This is a genomic window from Aliagarivorans taiwanensis DSM 22990 (genome assembly GCF_000429505.1).
In the GTDB taxonomy this organism is placed as follows: Bacteria; Pseudomonadota; Gammaproteobacteria; order Enterobacterales; family Celerinatantimonadaceae; genus Aliagarivorans; species Aliagarivorans taiwanensis.
Map to the genome: position 1 here is coordinate 275424 of NZ_AUBZ01000001.1, position 17723 is coordinate 293146.

General features: G+C 51.7%; 14 protein-coding genes. 5 read left to right on the forward strand and 9 right to left on the reverse strand.

What is annotated here, in order from left to right:
* Positions 1 to 159: 159 nt before the first annotated feature.
* The 3 genes from G462_RS0101290 to G462_RS25025 all read left to right on the forward strand — a co-directional run bounded on the left by G462_RS0101290 (position 160) and on the right by G462_RS25025 (position 1914).
* The gene (locus G462_RS0101290; protein WP_026957376.1) at positions 160 to 507 is read left to right on the forward strand and encodes a DUF805 domain-containing protein; all 348 of its coding nucleotides are present in this window, start codon (positions 160 to 162) and stop codon (positions 505 to 507) included.
* Between the two features lie 189 nt (positions 508 to 696).
* A complete protein-coding gene (ftnA, locus tag G462_RS0101295; protein ID WP_026957377.1) occupies positions 697 to 1209 on the forward strand; it encodes a non-heme ferritin in 513 nt (170 codons plus the stop codon).
* Between the two features lie 186 nt (positions 1210 to 1395).
* Positions 1396 to 1914, forward strand: coding sequence for a pilus assembly FimT family protein (locus G462_RS25025; RefSeq protein ID WP_026957378.1), 519 nt, complete (start codon positions 1396 to 1398; stop codon positions 1912 to 1914).
* 104 nt (positions 1915 to 2018) lie between these two features.
* Here the strand turns inward: G462_RS25025 and G462_RS0101305 are convergent, their stop codons facing one another.
* From G462_RS0101305 to G462_RS21395, 5 genes are all read right to left on the reverse strand, one after another.
* Positions 2019 to 5003 carry a PKD domain-containing protein gene (locus G462_RS0101305; protein ID WP_026957379.1) on the reverse strand — a complete coding sequence of 995 codons (2985 nt, stop codon included), beginning with the start codon at positions 5001 to 5003 and terminating at the stop codon, positions 2019 to 2021.
* Between the two features lie 334 nt (positions 5004 to 5337).
* Positions 5338 to 6177 (reverse strand): S-formylglutathione hydrolase, encoded by an 840-nt coding sequence (gene fghA / locus G462_RS0101310; RefSeq protein ID WP_026957380.1) that lies wholly within the window; start codon positions 6175 to 6177, stop codon positions 5338 to 5340.
* Positions 6178 to 6238: 61 nt separating this feature from the next.
* Positions 6239 to 7381 (reverse strand): S-(hydroxymethyl)glutathione dehydrogenase/class III alcohol dehydrogenase, encoded by a 1143-nt coding sequence (locus tag G462_RS0101315; RefSeq protein ID WP_026957381.1) that lies wholly within the window; start codon positions 7379 to 7381, stop codon positions 6239 to 6241.
* 158 nt (positions 7382 to 7539) lie between these two features.
* Entirely contained in the window at positions 7540 to 8466 is a 927-nt protein-coding gene (locus tag G462_RS21390; RefSeq protein WP_051326441.1) for a glycoside hydrolase family 16 protein, read from the reverse strand.
* 825 nt (positions 8467 to 9291) lie between these two features.
* Positions 9292 to 9825, reverse strand: a complete 534-nt coding sequence (locus G462_RS21395; protein ID WP_051326442.1) for a GNAT family N-acetyltransferase — start codon at positions 9823 to 9825, stop codon at positions 9292 to 9294.
* A 645-nt stretch (positions 9826 to 10470) separates the two neighbouring features.
* Between G462_RS21395 and G462_RS0101330 the strand changes: the two genes are divergently transcribed.
* The gene (locus G462_RS0101330) at positions 10471 to 11799 is read left to right on the forward strand and encodes an anaerobic C4-dicarboxylate transporter (RefSeq protein ID WP_026957382.1); all 1329 of its coding nucleotides are present in this window, start codon (positions 10471 to 10473) and stop codon (positions 11797 to 11799) included.
* 67 nt (positions 11800 to 11866) lie between these two features.
* On the opposite strand, the gene G462_RS0101335 is transcribed toward G462_RS0101330, so the two are convergent.
* On the reverse strand, positions 11867 to 13213 hold the full coding sequence (locus G462_RS0101335; protein WP_026957383.1) for an FIST signal transduction protein: 1347 nt from the start codon (positions 13211 to 13213) through the stop codon (positions 11867 to 11869).
* A gap of 128 nt (positions 13214 to 13341) precedes the next feature.
* Positions 13342 to 13584, reverse strand: a complete 243-nt coding sequence (locus G462_RS24425; RefSeq protein ID WP_157378525.1) for a hypothetical protein — start codon at positions 13582 to 13584, stop codon at positions 13342 to 13344.
* Between G462_RS24425 and G462_RS0101340 the strand changes: the two genes are divergently transcribed.
* On the forward strand, positions 13583 to 14590 hold the full coding sequence (locus tag G462_RS0101340; RefSeq protein ID WP_026957384.1) for a manganese-dependent inorganic pyrophosphatase: 1008 nt from the start codon (positions 13583 to 13585) through the stop codon (positions 14588 to 14590). The two genes, G462_RS24425 and G462_RS0101340, sit on opposite strands and share 2 nt — an antisense overlap.
* Before the next feature lie 94 nt (positions 14591 to 14684).
* On the opposite strand, the gene G462_RS0101345 is transcribed toward G462_RS0101340, so the two are convergent.
* Together G462_RS0101345 and G462_RS0101350 are read right to left on the reverse strand one after the other, a co-directional pair.
* Positions 14685 to 16433 carry a bifunctional helix-turn-helix transcriptional regulator/alpha/beta hydrolase gene (locus G462_RS0101345; RefSeq protein WP_026957385.1) on the reverse strand — a complete coding sequence of 583 codons (1749 nt, stop codon included), beginning with the start codon at positions 16431 to 16433 and terminating at the stop codon, positions 14685 to 14687.
* A gap of 133 nt (positions 16434 to 16566) precedes the next feature.
* Positions 16567 to 17721, reverse strand: coding sequence for a hypothetical protein (locus G462_RS0101350; protein ID WP_026957386.1), 1155 nt, complete (start codon positions 17719 to 17721; stop codon positions 16567 to 16569).
* Positions 17722 to 17723 lie beyond the last annotated feature (2 nt).

The window sequence follows — 17723 nt, forward strand, 5'->3', positions numbered from 1 at the left end:
ATAGTTATATTTAGCTAATGAATTCAGCTGGTTAAACGATACAAAGACAGATAAAATCGGCCAGCATTGATAACTGAGCGGAATGCCATACCGCTTCGGGCTAGCTGATTATCGTTAGCAAATTGCTTTGATAACTTCCATATCGTTTAAGGAGAAAAAATGGAATGGTACCTAACCGTACTTAAGAAGTACGCTGTATTTTCGGGCCGCGCCCGCCGCAAAGAGTACTGGATGTTTGCGCTGTTTAACATTATCGCCAGCTTCATCCTAGGAATGGTTGATGGAGTATTGGGTACAGCCATTTTAGGCATCATTTATAGCTTAGCGGTACTGATCCCAAGCATTGCGGTGGCAGTTCGTCGCTTGCACGACACCGATCGCTCTGGTTGGTGGCTGCTGATTGGTTTCATCCCACTCATCGGTTGGGTTGTACTGCTGGTATTCACTCTGCTGGACAGCAAGGAAGACAACCGCTTCGGTCCGAATCCTAAGTTGGGAGAAGCCTAACTCATTGCTTTAGCACGCAGCCTGTCCAAGGCTGCGTGCCCCTCTCAAACTCCCCTACTGTTACCCACTACATCTACCCGCCTTGAAGCTGCAATTTGTTGATTTAGGTTAATTTTAGGTTGTTAGTATTTGCTTTTTGGCAACAGCTCTGGCATCTATCAAGGCAAGCAACTTAATAAGGAAGTAACAATGCTGGCACAAGCCATGGTCGATTGCCTGAACAATCAAATCAACCTCGAGTTTTACTCCTCCAATCTTTATCTGCAAATGAGTGCCTGGTGCGAAGACAAGGGCTTTGAAGGCGCGGCGCTATTCCTGCGCGGCCACGCTGATGAAGAGATGCAGCATATGAACAAGCTGTTCAACTATGTTAGTGAGACTGGCGCCCTGCCAGTACTAGGCTCTATCGAAGCGCCACCACATAACTTCGAGTCAATGCAGCAGATGTTCGAGGAGATCTATAGCCATGAGCAGTTGATCACCGAGAAGATCAACCAACTGGCTCATACCGCCTTCACCGCCCAAGATTACTCAACCTTTAACTTCCTGCAGTGGTATGTGGCCGAGCAGCACGAAGAAGAGAAGCTGTTCAAAGGCATTCTGGATAAGATTGCGCTGGTAGAAAACGACAGTAAGCTTTTGTTCTTCATTGATAAAGACTTGGGCGAACTGGCTCGTAGCGGCGTTAACGCGGTCGCTTAACCCCTCAGCTTCTTCAGCATTTCCTGCCAAACCAGGGAGATGGTTGAAACTATCTCGCTGGTTCTTTTACAATCATTGCCTTATCTATGCTGTCAGGTGAAAACCCTTCAGCATATGTGGACTTAGGACAAGTTCCAACCAGCGACTATACTTGTCGCAAGATTTTTTTGATAAGGATATCACTAGTTGAGCAGGGACTTGCCCTCACCCCAACGTGGTTTTACGCTGATTGAGCTGGTAGCCGTTATCGTGCTAATCGCGATACTCGCCGTTGTAGCTGCCCCCAAGTTTCTCAATCTCTCGCGCGATGCCAAGATCGCCGCGCTCAATGGTGTGGCGGGCACCATGCGCTCAACCATTGGCCTAGTCAAAGCCAAGGCGGTCATCGCCGGGTACACGGTGTTTGCCAGCAACCCCGGAAACTCGGTACAACCGGTTGTCGATTTTGGCGGCTTTAGCTCAGAGGTAGATTGGCGCAATCTTTGCCCCGAAAGCCGTGCGGAGTTGGGAGACCAGCTGACCATGATTGACTTTATCACCTTGGGCGAGTCGGGTGGGTTAACCGGCACTTTCAACAACCGCTACACGCTGGTTGGCTACGACATCCCGGGGTTTTCCGTTCCCACCAATCAAGGCTGCTACATCATCTACGACTCCTTCGGCGACCCCGACTGCACCGTCACCTTAGTCACCGTCGATTGCTAGCCTAGCCCTTAGGGAGCCTTCAGCCCGAACCCGCAGAGAGGCAACTACGAAAAAGGGGCGTCAGCCGAACAATGACTGACGCCCCTTTGCGGAGAACTTAATGACTAGAGCTTACCGATACGCGCCATTGGCACGGTAAAGTAATCTACATCGTTCTTCTCTGCCGAGCTGGACTCATCCTTATCGTAGGCTTCCATCGCATTGTCCACCGTCGTTGGATCGAACGGTACTGAGGCAATCGCCGCCTCACCAAAGGTGGAGATATGCATAACACCGATGCCTTTTGATTCCAGATACTGGCGATCGATACCCAGCGCACTGAATGGGATCTTCATCTCATAGAACCAGTCCATATCGGTATCGTGGCCGGCGGCGATGTAATCCATCCAGCCTTCGCTATCGCTGAGCTTGTCAGGGGTGTACTCGCCCCACTGCCATTTCTGCGCCCAGATTTGCTTAGGCAACGCGCCTTGTACCGCGCCAAACACGATGCCACCCTTGTTAAAGCCAAGTGTGTCGTCGTAGTTAAAGAAGCCATCACCCGCCATATAGAACAGCGCGGGCTCGCCTACACCACACTTGCTCGAGAACATCGCAATGGTGTCGAGGCCCATCGACAAGTCGAAGGTTTTAAAGGTAGAGGCCGCCCAGATATCATCACCACTGGCTTGGCCACCCACACTGGCTTTGCTTGGATCGGTGTTAAACACCAGCATCTGTGGAATATCACCGTTGCTAGGACGTGCTTCGTTGCCGCCGTTGTTAGCCGGATCCGCAACATCGTTCAGATAAACAAACTGCCAACCCAAGTAAAGGTTGTTATCATCCCAAGCCGCATACAGCGCATAGGAATCATACGATGGGTACTCATGCATGCCTCGGAAAGACTTAGCATCCGACAGGCCCACGCTTTGCGCAATCAGCGTATCTTCTGACCAATCACCAAAACCATCAGAGCGCTCTTGTGAGCAGCTCACGTTCATGCCAGAGCTGAACTTGCCCACGCCACCATTGGGGTTAGTGGCAAACTTATCACCCAGACCGGCATCGCCGATGGTGTAGGAGAAGCTTTGACGACCTTGGTTGCCAGCCGCATCCACCGCCAGGGTTTTGATCACCATGTCCACACCCGAGTCATTCACATCGCTCACTACGATGGTGTCGTTGGCGTATATCTTCGAGCTGGTTGAAGGTTCTGAGCCATCGGTGGTGTAGTAAACAACGGGGTTAGGATCGGCGTTATCGCTCACCGTAAGCTTCACCTCTTGCGCCACTGGGTAGGTACCCGGACTAGGTGAAGCCGAAACCACCGGCGCTTCGGTGTCTGGGCGTTCTTCATTCAGGCGGTACTCAAACACGTAGACCTGAGAAAGGTTATCAGCGGTGTCGATGGCAATCACTTTGATTGTCGCATCCACGCCATCGCCTTGATCGCTGATGGTAATAGGACCGGTATAACGCTGCGAGCTAGTGGTGGGCGCTGAGCCATCCAAGGTGTAGAAAGCGCTCGCCTGCGGGTCCTTATCGATGATGTTAAGGGTAACCTGCAGCTGAGTCTGCTCGTAGATACCGGCAGCTGGAGAGGCCTCTACAACGGGCGCGGTGGTATCAGAACCACCCGGCGCACCACAAGCTTCCAAGGTTTGCCAGCTGCCGCCTTTGTAGCATGGCTTGCTGGCATCGAAGGTCAGATCGCCGGTCTTGTCCGCGTCACTACCTGCGTTGAAGATGATGTTGCCGGAGTCGACAAGTACGTCAAAGTCGTACATCTTCCAGCCATCATCGAGCTCTTCCATCTTGACACCCGGCCAGCTCACATCTGCCACGCTAGGCTGCATTAGCCAGAAGTAGATATGGCTATGCGAGCCTTGATAGAAAACCTGCGTTGAGCTTGGCTCAACCGGTGGCTGTTTCATTTGGATGTACACACAAGCTTGGTCACTACCGCCAGTGGCGCTGTTAACCGTGACACACAGCTGCTCGCTTTGGGTGACGGTTTTGCTGATGCTGGCCGTCGTTTCGCCGCTACTCCACACAAAGCTCAAGGCCTGGGTATCACCAGCGCCAGCAGTGGATCCACTGGCATCAAAGTTAAGTAGCGCACCTTTGTCGGCTGAAACCGTGCCGGATGGAGAGATTCTGGCAACCGGGTTGATTGGGTCAGGGCCACTGCCCGAACCACCATCAACCACCTTGACAGTGATATCAGCCGTATCAATCGCGCCAGCGTTGTCAGTCACGCTCAGGCTTACTTTGATATTGCCCGCATTGGCCAGTGTATGGCTCATGCTAGAACCGGTATATTGCTTGCCCTCAACGCTCCATTGATAAAGCACGATTGCCCCGTCATTATCGTAGGATTTATTGGCATTAAGCGTAAGAGTATCACCCACTTCATAGCCATCCGCAGAGGCACCATCAATAATCGCAACCGGCTTTTCATTACCCGGCTCGACATTTTCTTCCTTTACATCAAAATAAAGGGTTTCGATGGTGGATATGTCGACATTATCAGTTACTTGTAAAGTCACCGATTTACGCCCAGTCGAAGAGAAGCTAAATGAAATATTCTCAGTCGTGTATTCGGCACCCTCAACATTCCATAGGTAGTCGACAATATAACCATTGGGAGATGTCGATTGTGTAGCACTTAGTTCAATTAGTTCATCGACTTCTACCTCAAAGCCACCGGGGTTGCTAATGCTAATAAGTGGCGGTTGGTATTCCGATGCGGTGACATTGATAATGGTATGCTGCTGGGCGCGCTGGCCTGACTCACCACGCACAGTCAGGGTCGCTTTATAGGCGCCCGCTTCGCTAAAACTGTAATTAGCCTCGCTGCCGAAGATCGATGGCTTGGTCTCAACGTCCCACTGATAGCTAGCGATTTCATCACCTTCAGCCGTTGAGCTATCACCGTTGAGCGTCACAATTTCACCAACCTTGACCGGGTTTTTGCTCACCTCGATCTGTGGGCTGAGTATTATCTCGTCTTTCTTTCCATCGTTGTCATCGCCGCCACTGCCCCCACAGGCAGACAGGACAAATATCAACGATAGAAAAAACGGTATGAACTTAACATTAGTCACAATCCCTATCCCTATATTTAAGTAGCTGATTATATTTACTGCCTATGCCAAACATAAACAGTGGAATATACAAGTATCCTCAAAGTAACTCAGCAAATACCGGGATTGTTTTTATTGAAATGTAAACGTGATCAATTACAAATAAATAGATACAGCAATTAAGCAATTAAATAAAGGAGATAAACAAACAAGATAGCAAAATTGAGGGGGCATAAATAAAAGGCAGGGCAGGCATAGGCTTGATAAATATCCAGACTTAAGATCTGCTAATATAGCGCACCACCAATGCCAATAGCTAATTACATGAATATTAATAAACCGTTTAGTCAACTGCTTAATCAAATAAGTAGGAAGCATGAAAACGCAGGTGGTCTTCAATAAAGCTCGAGATAAAGTAGTAGCTATGGTCGTAGCCGGCCTGCATACGCAGCTCGAGAGGTGAGTTGTTGTGCTCCGCCGCGGCTTTTAAGCGCTCAGGCTTGAGCTGCTCTTCAAGAAAGTCGTCAGCCTCGCCCTGATCGACCAGAATTGGCAGCGGTGATGGCGCCATCTTTAACAGTTCACAGGCATCGTACTCTAGCCAATTAAGCTTGTTGCCACCTAGGTAGGCCTCCAAGGCTTTGTTTCCCCATGGGCAACTGCAGGGATTGGCGATGGGGCTAAATGCAGAAATGGAGCGATAACGCTCAGGATTGCGCAGGCCAATCACCAAGGCGCCATGCCCGCCCATGCTATGTCCACTGATCGCACGCTTGCTACCCACCGGCAACTGCGCCTCTACCAGCGCTGGCAACTCTTCCCAGATATAGTCGTACATCTGATAGTGCTCGCTCCAAGGCGCTTCAGTGGCATTCACATAAAAGCCCGCCCCTTGTCCTAAGTCATAGCCCTCATCATCCGGAACGTTATCGCCACGTGGGCTGGTATCAGGTATTACTAGCGCTAAACCAAGCTCGGCAGCCACTCGAAACGCCCCCGCTTTTTGGCTGAAGTTCTCGTCGCTACAGGTGAGCCCCGACAGCCAATAGACAACCGGCAACGATTGATGCTGGGTGACACCGGGAGGTAGGAACACCGAAAATCGCATCTGGCAGTTGAGCACACTTGAGGAGTGGACGTACTGACTGAGCGTCCCTGCAAATACCTGATAGTGATTAACTCGCGTTAAGCCCATAACCTATTCCTTTAGTTTATGTATACCCGAACAAGCTCTGGATGCGTGTTCGGCTACAACGCTACATATGGATAACGGAGCGGATGCTCTTTCCTTGATGCATCAGTTCGAAGGCATGATTGATCTCATCCAGGCCCATGGTGTGGGTAATAAACTCTTGCAGGCCAAACTCGCCCGCCATATAGCGCTCGACAATACCTGGCAGCTCGCTGCGCCCCTTCACTCCACCAAAGGCTGAACCTCGCCACACCCGGCCGGTCACCAACTGGAACGGCCGGGTGGAGATCTCCTGGCCCGCACCCGCGACACCGATAATCACCGACTCACCCCAGCCCTTATGGCAACACTCGAGCGCTTGGCGCATCACGTTCACATTACCAATGCACTCGAACGAATAGTCCACCCCGCCGTCGGTCATCTCGATGATGGCATCAACGATGGGCTTGTCCAGTTTTTGAGGGTTGACCACATCGCTAGCCCCCAACTGACGCGCTAGCTCGAACTTACTCTCATTAATATCGACCCCGATGATCCGTCCGGCACCCGCCATACGCGCCCCGATAATCGCCGACAAGCCAATGCCACCCAGGCCGAAGATAGCCACATTATCCCCCGGCTGCACCTTGGCGGTGTTCAGCACCGCCCCCATCCCGGTGGTCACGCCACAGCCGAGTAAGCACACCTCTTCCAATGGCGCTTGCTTATTGACCTTGGCCAGTGATATCTCCGGCAGCACGGTGTATTCAGAGAAGGTTGAGCAGCCCATATAGTGATAGATAGGTTCGCCGTTGATGGAGAAGCGGCTGGTGCCATCGGGCATCAAGCCCTTGCCTTGGGTCTCACGCACCGCTTGGCACAGATTGGTCTTACCGGACTTACAGAACTTACACTCGCCACATTCGGCGGTGTAGAGGGGAATCACATGATCGCCCACCGCGACGCTACTAACGCCTTCGCCGACCATCTCCACGATACCCCCGCCCTCATGACCAAGGATTGAAGGGAAGATCCCCTCCGGGTCTTCGCCGCTCAGCGTGAAGGCATCAGTGTGACATACGCCGGTGGCAACAATGCGCACCAACACCTCGCCCGCCTTGGGAAGGGCGACATCAACCTGCTCCATCTTGAGTGCTTGCTTGGGCCCCCACGCTACAGCGGCCCGCGATTTTATAGATTGCTGCCCTGCCTCGAGTTGAATCGCCATACCTGCTCATCCTTCAGTGCCAGACTCTGCAACTAAGCATAGACGCGCGCCCACCGGCGGTAGGACTTTATTTTCGTACAGTGGCAAGTGCAGTTGCCACTGTATACCAGAAGCTATTGATACTTATGGCTGCAAGCGAAGTACGCGCTCAGCAAGCATTACTGGCGATACTCTGCCAGCTCTGGCGCATCATAAACGCGCACATAATCCACCAGCATCTGCGCTGGAAAGATAGCATCGGATTGCGGATCGCCATCGTAGTGGCCACCCACCGCGAGGTTGAGGATCAAGTAAAAGTGCTGATCGAAGGGGGCTGGGAAATCCGCTCCCGAGGTGTACCAGTTAGTCTGGGTCGCGTAGATCTCATCATCCACATACCAAACTATCTTACCCGGCAGCCAATCTACCCGATACACGTGGTAATCGTTTATACCGCCCTCGCTAAAGGTGTAGCTATTAGAGGTATAGGTATTGTTCGGCCACTGGCCACCGTAGTGAATGGTGCCATGCACCTCAGCGGGGTTGCTGCCCTTCGCTTCCATAATGTCGATTTCACCCGAGGCGGCCCAAGTGCCGTAGACATTGTCCTGCGGCATCATCCAGAATGCGGGCCACAAGCCTTGCCCTACGGGCAGTTTGATACGCGCTTCCACCCGGCCAAAACGCGGCATATATAGCCCTTGGGTTTTAATCCGAGCAGAGCTGTAATCAAATACATTACCGGCATCTATGGTGGCTTCCACCAGTGCTTGGATTCGCAGCTGCCCAGACTCGGTAATACTTAGGTTGCCCGAGTTGGCGGTGTAGTACTGCAACTCATTGTTTCCCCAGCCGCTGATGTACTCACCATTTATGGTAAAGCCATTACCCAAATCGAAGGTCCACTTATTGCTATCTAACTCCGCGTCAGTGAACTCGTCACTCCAAACTAACTCCCAGTTCATGGCAGCCGAGTCGAGGTTCACGGCGTTACTGGACGCAGAGCCATTGCCGCCACTGGAGCCGCAAGCGCTGAGGGTAACAGCAAGGAGAAATGGCGCCGCGCAAGACAGTCGCGACCAAGCGGAGTGATTCTGATTCGACATCCTTTTCGAACTTCCTTTGTGAGTGGATTCCAAGGCCTAGTCTGGCATGCCGAGTAAACCTACAGCAGTAGCAAAAACAGAAACTACGATCTTAATCGTTTACGTTAAGTTATTTTGCCATTGATAAAATTTTCATCACCTCGTAAGTAGCCAAAAATAGAAAAAAAGCAGGGCAACCACCGAAGCGGCTACCCTGCTTTCCCCCTTGTTCGCCAGCTTTACTGGTCGCTATGTTGTGTTCTTCTGTGGCCTCGTTACAAGGCTATCGACTCACTGCAATATTGAATCTTTTGTTGGCTTGTCGCTGAGCGACTAGGCCTTATGCTGTTCAGGGCGCTTTTTCTTTTCCGTTTGGCTTGGACGGAAGCTCACACCTGACGCACCACGAAAACTTGAAACCATAATCACACCCTCCACTGTATTAAATGCAAGCCCCCCTGGCTTAAGTGCTTGTTGGTCCTGTCTAACAGCACCTTTGCCTGCTTGCACTTACACTGTTTGCATAGAGCAGACCAAGTTGCAGTAACACTGATAAATATTTTAAGTAGATTCAAATTTATGGGTAAGCACTGCATAAACCCCAGAGAAAACGCGAGTCACGCTGCATATAAACTCATTTGGATAAAAATATCACTAAGACATATGCCCGCATATAGTTAACGCCTTAAGCAACCGCCCTCTCATGGCGCACATTTTCAGTGCAATGCTTCACCATTGCAGTTCACGTTGACCACCCCGCTAAGCTTGTTCAACGACACCAACTCGCGACAAAAACAGCCATACTCGCCATTACCTGCGACAGATTGCACCTACGACCGATTGCGCCTAGCAGCGCTGACCAAGCAACAAGGCATACTGATCTTCTTCGATCAGCTCAAAGCCCATCGCCTTGTAAAACATAATCGCTTTGGGATTGGCTTTCCCCACCCCAAGGTGAACCCCACTGACTGCTTGCTCCCTGAGACTTTCCAATAATGTATTAATAAGCAACCTGCCATAGCCCTGGCCTTGGACTTCGGGTAGCAAATCGATATGTAGGTGCGCGGGGTAGTCATCCACCCAAGTTGGCAGTGGTGGTCGCTGATGTATCAGTTCAAGCAAGAAGGACTCAAACTGGCTGTTACAAGTCAGTTGCTGAGCATAGCGCTGGCGCAGTGCAGGCAGCCAATCATTCTCCAGCCAAGCATTGTAGTCGCGCGTATCCAGCGCACATACCAGGTAGCCCATCACCGCATCCGCTTCTACCACCCAGTTGCTAGTTTGCGAGTAATAAAGGTAGGCAGAGCAAAAGTAATCACTCAGCAAACCGGGGTGATTAAACAGCGGTGTCGCATCACTACCGTTTTTCCCGGTAAGCAAACAGATCCTTTGCAACTGAGCAAGATCATCGCGCCTAGCGGGGCGTAGCGACAACCGCGATATAGCAGTGGGATCGTTTGGGTATGGGGCTGGTGTCATCGGGTCATTCCACTTTTGCACGCCGACAAGTCAGCTCTGCGTTGAGCCGATGCCGTAACACTGAGCAAGCTAAGCCCCCAGTCTAAAGGGTGGCTCGCAAATGTTTACCTGTAACTTCCCGGCTTATGGGACAGGTCTCACTAACTTTCGATAAACCTCTGAGTTCGTGAGCGAAATCCCATCTTACGCCACCTAGTAAAGGGCTAGGCCAGCCGCTAAAACCTTAGTGGATTTTTCTAGAGAAACCCCTTTTTACAGCTTGATCAACCACGTTAAAAAACTGAGCATTTTGACATTAGAAAACCATTATCAATTGCGAAGTTTGCTGGTTAATCAACTGTTACGCAGCAGGTCAACGCCTTATTAAAACTTATGTACCGATAGGTTAAACACAGCATCGATTAGCATGCAGCAGCGCACGAATTACCGTTCCTAGCTGGAACAAATTCCCGATTATGCGCCCGATCAATTTTTACCCACCATGAATATGCAAGTCTGAGCATGAATTTATTTAATATATTAAATTGTTTGAAGGAGTAACACCGCATGTTAATCATGGCGTTTTTGTTTCTGCTGCTAATGCTTTATTTAGGCAGCCGTTTTGGCGGTATCGGTCTCGGGGTTGTATCCGGCCTTGGTCTGCTGATTGAAGTCTTTGTTTTCCGCATGCCTCCCACCTCACCACCCATCACCGTAATGCTGATTATTATGGCGGTGGTAACCTGTGCGTCGATCTTAGAAGCAGCCGGTGGCTTGAAGTACATGCTGCAGGTTGCCGAGCGCATTCTGCGTAACAACCCTAAACGCATTAGCATCTTGGGCCCCATCGTGACCTACACCATGACCGTGATGCTAGGTACTGGCCACGCGGTTTACTCCATCATGCCCATCATTGGCGATGTGGCGCTGAAAAACGGTATTCGTCCAGAACGCGCCATGGCTTCAAGCTCGGTAGCCTCGCAAATGGGTATTACCGCCAGCCCCATCTCTGCTGCGGTGGTGTACTACCTATCACAGATCGGCGCCTCACATGGCCTAATGCCTGAGCTGACCCTGATGGGCATTCTGATGGTGACCATTCCTTCTACCTTCTGCGGTACCTTGCTGCTGTCGCTGTATAGCTCGCGCCGCGGTAAAGAGCTGGAAGACGATCCAGAATACCAGCGCCGCCTGCAAGACCCACTATGGCGCGACAAGATCCTCAACACCACCGCCACCACGCTGGGTGAAACCCTGCCAGCATCTGCGCGTAACTCAGTGCTGCTATTCTTGCTGGCGATTGCTTCCATCGTGTTCGTGGCCATGTTCCCGGCTATCCGTACCATCGACGGTAAAGCGATCTCAATGAGTGTGATCATCCAGATGATGATGCTGGCGTTCGGCGGTATTATCCTGCTGGCCACTCGTACCAAAGCGCAAACCGTGCCTGAGGGTGTGGTGTTTAAATCCGGTATGGTGGCAGCGATTGCCATCTTCGGTATTGCCTGGATGAGCGACACCTACTTCCAATACGCCATGCCTGCGTTTGAGGCAGGTATCATCGACATCGTGCGCGCCTACCCATGGACCTTCGCCTTTGCCCTGTTCATCGTCTCGGTGGTGGTAAACAGCCAAGCGGCCACCGCACGGATGATGCTGCCAGTCGGTATCGCCATGGGCCTGTCGCCGGCGATTCTGATCGGTTTGATGCCAGCTACCTACGGGTACTTCTTTATCCCGAACTACCCGTCGGATATTGCGACCTGTAACTTCGATATGTCGGGCACCACCCGCATCGGTAAGTACTACTTTAACCACAGCTTTATGGTGCCGGGCCTGATTGGCGTGAGCTCCGCCTGTGTGATCGGTGTGACCTTGGCAGGGATTATTCTGTAAAGCTCTCATCCTATAAATACACAAACGCCCGGTACTCGCCGGGCGTTTTTATGAACAGCCGATGCCCTTAGCGAAAACGAATCGCCCGCCACAGGTTGCGCGCCACACTTTGCTGGCGTTTGAAGTAACCTGAGTAGTCGTTGTAATCATCCAGCTCAGCATCTCGCTGGCTATCGCGGCCATCCTTGTGCGAGTAGAAGAACACCGCGCACAGGGTTTCATTAAGATTTACCCCAAACAGCTCGCCAAAGGTGGAGAAGCCTGCGATGGGAAAGTCTTTAAAGCACTGGATCTTTTCCAGCTCGCCCGGGTTGTTTCTGCGCCGCTGAATGCAATCAAACAATACCCCACCCAATGGCTGCGGCAATCCCTCAGCAAAGGCTTGGTAGTCACGCTCGGTCTGCTCCGACAAGCTTTGCTGCTCCATCAAGATCAGCTCGGCGCCAAAGGGCACATCACAGTAAAAATGCAGGCAACGCTTTTCCAAGTCAACCCACGACACCGAGCGTACAAATAACTCACCGGCCACCGGGGTGGCGAAGCTGTAGTTTACCAATCGCTGTTGCAGCTCTTCGGGTTGGCAATCGAGCTGCTGACAGAGTACTTCAATAGCTTCACGCGGACGGCTATCTTGCGGGCACAACAACTTGCTAACGGTGCGCTCGGCGGGGTCACTCTCGGCCACCATCCAGTTATGCTCGCTCGGCAGGAAGTTATCACTTTTGAACAAGCGAAAGTAGAAGTCTTCATGCAGCTCGATAAAGCACAACAAGGCGTGTTGGTTACGCAGAGCCTGCTCATCATGAAAGGGGGCATGCCCCGCCCCGGGTAGACACCCGGTAGAGCCACCAATAAACGGCTGGCTAAAGCGGCCATCTTGATAGACCGCTTCCATCAGCCAGTTCTCACAGTGGCTAAAGCCGTTCACCAAAGTAAGCACCAAGCTACGCCCCGGCTCGGGAGATATCTCGTGGTTAATCTGGCTCAGTTGCTTGGCGATGCGCTCGCGACGCACACTCGGGCTGATGCGATTTTCACCATCAAGGATATCCTCACAGGGCAGCTCGATGGTGTCCATCTCAACGCGCTCGAACAGGGACTTAGAGAACTCTTGGATCAATACCTTGGGCTCATGCTCATTGCTAACATACAGGCCCTTTCCACTGGAGCTGAGTTCGCCAGCGGTAGAGGTCAATATACAGGGGGCGTTGTAGCGTCGCTTGAGTAGCCGGTGAACTTGCTCGAAATCAAGGCAAGAGGGCACATAACCCAGTACCAAGGCGCAGTCGCTGCTGTTGGAGGCAATGCCAGCGCTTGCTAACTCTTCCAATACCTCCAAGGTATAACTGGCCACCCTTACAGGCGGACGAGAGCCGGCGTCGAGGACCCCGCGAAACAGCGCTGCCAAATGCATTATCTATCCCTAAGTCACGATTCTCTGACTAGATTGTCAAGAAATAGGAAAAAACCAAGTAGCGACCGCGATTAATTCTAGATGGATCATACTTTGCCAATGAGCGAATGAAATTAAATCGTTTACCTTCAAAGTTTTACAATCATATAGCGTGACAAAGCTCCGCTTAAAATACCTGCGCTTACAGGTAAGTAAGTAGCCGCTTTGCCATAAGCCTCAACAATACCAACCTTCCTAATATCGCTCCAACGCCTGCCGTGCAGAATCTCCAGATATTTTCTTGATGCAGATTGAGATTGATTAGATTTTTCCGCCACCTGTTTGTCACAAACACGCTTTAAGCTCGCTGCGATAATTACAGGAGGTACCATGAAAAAGTCACTTATCGCCATTGCAGCGCTAAGCGCTGGCCTGCACGCCCACGCTTTCGATCTGATGCAACCGAGTTTGAACGATACCAGCAACTTAGTATGGTCCGGACACATCAGCCCCGACACCGATACCGTGGTATCAGCCCTGCTTGCAGCCCATATCTACGGCGGCACCGCAACTGTGCCGGGTGAGCTCAACCCAGAGAGCAAGTTTGTGCTGGAACAATGTGGCGCGGACGCCCCTGTGTACCTCGATAACTACCAAGGCAAGCGTTTGGGTCTGGTGGACTTCAACCAACAAACTCAGCTAGCCCCCGGCATGAATGAAGCCAACATTGTTGCGATTATCGACCACCACGCCATTGGCGGTAACCCGGTGAACACCAGCCAGATCGTCACGCTGGATATCCGCCCTTGGGGCTCCACAGCAACCATGTTGATGGACCGCGCCAAACAGCTCAATGTCGAACTGCCGCAAGAGCTTGCTTGTGCCGCCATCGGCGCCGTGCTGTCAGATACCGTAGTATTCCAGTCGCCGACCACCACCGGTTTTGACCACCAGTTGGTAGATGCCTACAGCGCGCAAGCGGGGCTCAACGACATCAACGAGTTCGGCGAGCAAATGCTGATCGCAAAATCAGATCTTAGCCATATCGATGCGGCCACCATCCTGACCATGGATTACAAAAACTTCGAGTTTGGCGGCAAGAAAGTCGGTATCGGTGTAGCCGAAACCCTTAACGCCCAGCAGCTGATCGACCGCAAACCTGAGCTACTGCTAGCAATGCAAAGCTACAAGAAAGAACAGGGGCTGGACCACTTGTTCTTCTCGATTACCGACACCAAGCACAAACGCGCCAACCTGCTGTGGGTTGACCCAAGCGACCAGCAAATTGTCGAGCGCGCCTTCCAAAGCGTGCAAGGCCAAGACATGCTGAGCCTCGACGGTATAACCTCGCGTAAACGCCAGATTGGCCCAGCCATTCAAACCGCTCTGGAACAATAACAAGTAGTTAGAGGGAACCTGGGGCCTTTTGCCCTAGGTTCTTCAGTCACTTGCTCCTGAAACTGCCGAAAGTACCGAGTCAACCAAACAACCTTTAACACTCCGCCACACAAGCCAATAACTCATTCCAGCAGTGATAGATAAGCAGGTGCCCGTGTTCGGCATAGCTGCGAAACTCTAGCTCTGGTAGCGCTTGAGCCAACAAGCGTGCAAAACGGATGGGCACATGCTGATCCTGTTCCCCATGCCACAGAGTCAGCGGGGTGGTCAGATCAGCCAGCTTCATTGGCCAAGGTTGGGCAAGTACTCGTAGGTCTTGGGCTAAGGCTTGTGGCCCCTGCCGCAGGGCCTCACTTAACGCCAGTACGAAATTATCCAGCAAAGCGGGTTCGTTGAGGGCCTGTTTATCACTCTCCCCCAAGCTGGCGTAAACCTGATCAAAATAGCTATTCGGTTGACGAATGATGACCTTACTCATCAATGCAATTAGAGGATTAGCAATTTGTGGAGCATTTAGCACTAGATAGGCTAGGAGCTTATTGCTGGACTTCACGCCGTGAAACAGGCTGATTGCTTCATAGGGAGTGACGGAGCTTATCAAATGAGCATGGCGGATCCGGCTGCTCAAAACCTCACAGGCGGCCAAGGCATAAGCGCCACCACCGCAAAATCCCGCCACGACGAACTCATCCAATGCTAATTGCTCGGCCAACTCGGCGATATCATTGCCATGGTCTAACAAGCTTCGCTCAGGCAAAGGAGACGATAAACCATAGCCGGGCCGATCGACGACGATGACGCGTACCCCGTAATCAAATAGCCACTGCCGACAAGGATGATGCTGCAAACGCGACCCCGTCGAAGGAGGAAACATCACTAGCACCGGGTCATCCGGCCGACCAATATCGCTATAACCCAGTGTGCGCCCATCGCGTAAACTCACTTTGCAGTGAAAACTGGCGGCGCTCATATTATGCCGTTGGGTTAACGAGGCTAAGGGGTCTTGGGCTGCTTGATAGGTCCTTGGGTTGAGCATAGCGATACGCATCAGCTCACTCTGGCTATGGCAGCCAGTCTTGCCAAACACTGCCTTTAACTGCGTCCTAACGGTGTTGATCGACACGCCACCATGCTCAGCAATCTCATGTAATTTGTCTCCTGCAACCAAGCGCGTGACCAACTGCTGCTCTGCTCGAGTCAAGTCAAAAGCGAGGGTCATTTTGTCAATATCAGCCACATAGCTGTCACTAAAGTCAGCAATTAACATCAGCACCTGATTGGCATAAGCACCATCTGTTAACACCTTAATTAGCGAAACACTATAGGGAGGCTGTATCTCACTGGTACTGGCAAAGCTGCACTCACTAAGCGTTTCTGCAGGGGAAAACAGTGTGTCCATCGCCTGTTGTAGCTGTTGTTGCATCGCCCTTTTGGGGAAAGATACACGATGCTTGAGTGAACCAGCTAAACGCCCCGACTCCAGTAGCGTTCTCGCTCGCCGATTCAACGCTTGCAGTTGCACTTGCTGGTCGAGCAGTAGTGCTGGCAGCGGCAGTTGCTCAAGTAGTTGCTGCAACAGTGTTTGCCCGGTTTGCTCAACGCCAAGTCGCTCACCGATAATGGCGCTGCGCCGGACATGTTCCGTTAGTCCACGCAGAACTACGGAGCTTGCGCTCCCCGAAGCCAACGCCTCCCCGCCTACCACCTGGGCAACATCCTGCTGACTTAATTCGACTAAATAGTGCGACAAACCCTCTAACAAAGTTGGCCAAGACTCAGGTTGTAGCGCCGCGTCGTAGATTTGACTCAGCAGTGATTCAGGGATATTGGTGGTCGCGTCCATACTAACTAGATAAAGTACATATATTAACTATTAGCATATCAAAAGATCACCACGCGGTGATGTTTTCTTGACCACGCAAGAGCGGTCAACCGTCACCGGTCAACCGCTCACTCAGGTCTCCACCCAAAACCAGTTAAGGGCAGTCAAACGGAAATCCCTGAAGGTCGCTGTATGACCACGCTTCTACCGCCTGCCAATTAAAACCGCTACACATCGAGGCCAGCGGATAAGCGAGCTCGAGGTAACTAAAAGAACCTACATCGGCACTACCAACACTAAAGCTGTTAGTGGCATAAATGCTCGCTTGACGCATAAACAAGTGCCCGTTTATCTCTAGATTAGCGCTATGCACGCTTGATGCACTGGAAAGCTCTAGTGAGTTGGTCGCAATAGACTCACTGGATATAGTGGATGCCCCAAACATGTATAGCTCATCGGTGTTAACCTGCTGCGCCTGAACCGAAGCGGCAGTGGTAACACTTAGGTGTTGGCTTACGTTGATGGTTCCACCAACTAAACTGGCGCTACCATCCACGTGCAGGTTATCGCTAACTAACGTCCCCAAATCAGCGTTGGCACCATTGCGTAGAATAAACTCGGACACATTCAATGTGCTGCTCCAGTCGGCAAACACATTCCCGGCATTCGCATCGATTCTGGCCATATTCCCTTGCGGGCGCCCAATAAAAGCCCGCGAACTTTGGTCAATCAGTAAGTCCAAGTCACCGACCTCGCCTTCCAACACCAACGAAGACTGGGCTGATACCTGCATCCTCGCCCCTGCGGGATAGACGTTATCGGGCATATAGATCGCCCCTAGGCTATCCACCCAAATGAGTGGCTCTACAGCGGCTACGAATTCAACACCACCAAAGGCGGCATTCTGTATACCTCGAACAAGTACCTGAGCGTCAATACTGCCGCCATTTACCCAGAGATTGTCGCGGGTCGGCTCCAAAATGCCGTCGTCATTGCCCTCGCAAACTCCCGTTACATTCAGCCAGACATAACGCTGCAAGCCAGGACTTTGAAAGTAGTTATGTAGAGCCTTAGGATCGCTGTCACAATCGATATCCAGCTCATAAAAATGAGTATCTACCGTTCCAGCAAGTATGCGGTCCTGCAGCAAACTAAAGTTGTGATTCATCTCCTGCGCCTTGATGAGCCCACCCGCGGAAAAGCTAACTAACTGCTCCTCCGCTTTCACATGATGGCTTAAAACGTACCCACCGATTGCTAATGCTGCGGCGATCTTTAAAACTGCGGCAATCTTAATTGCACTGTCCATTG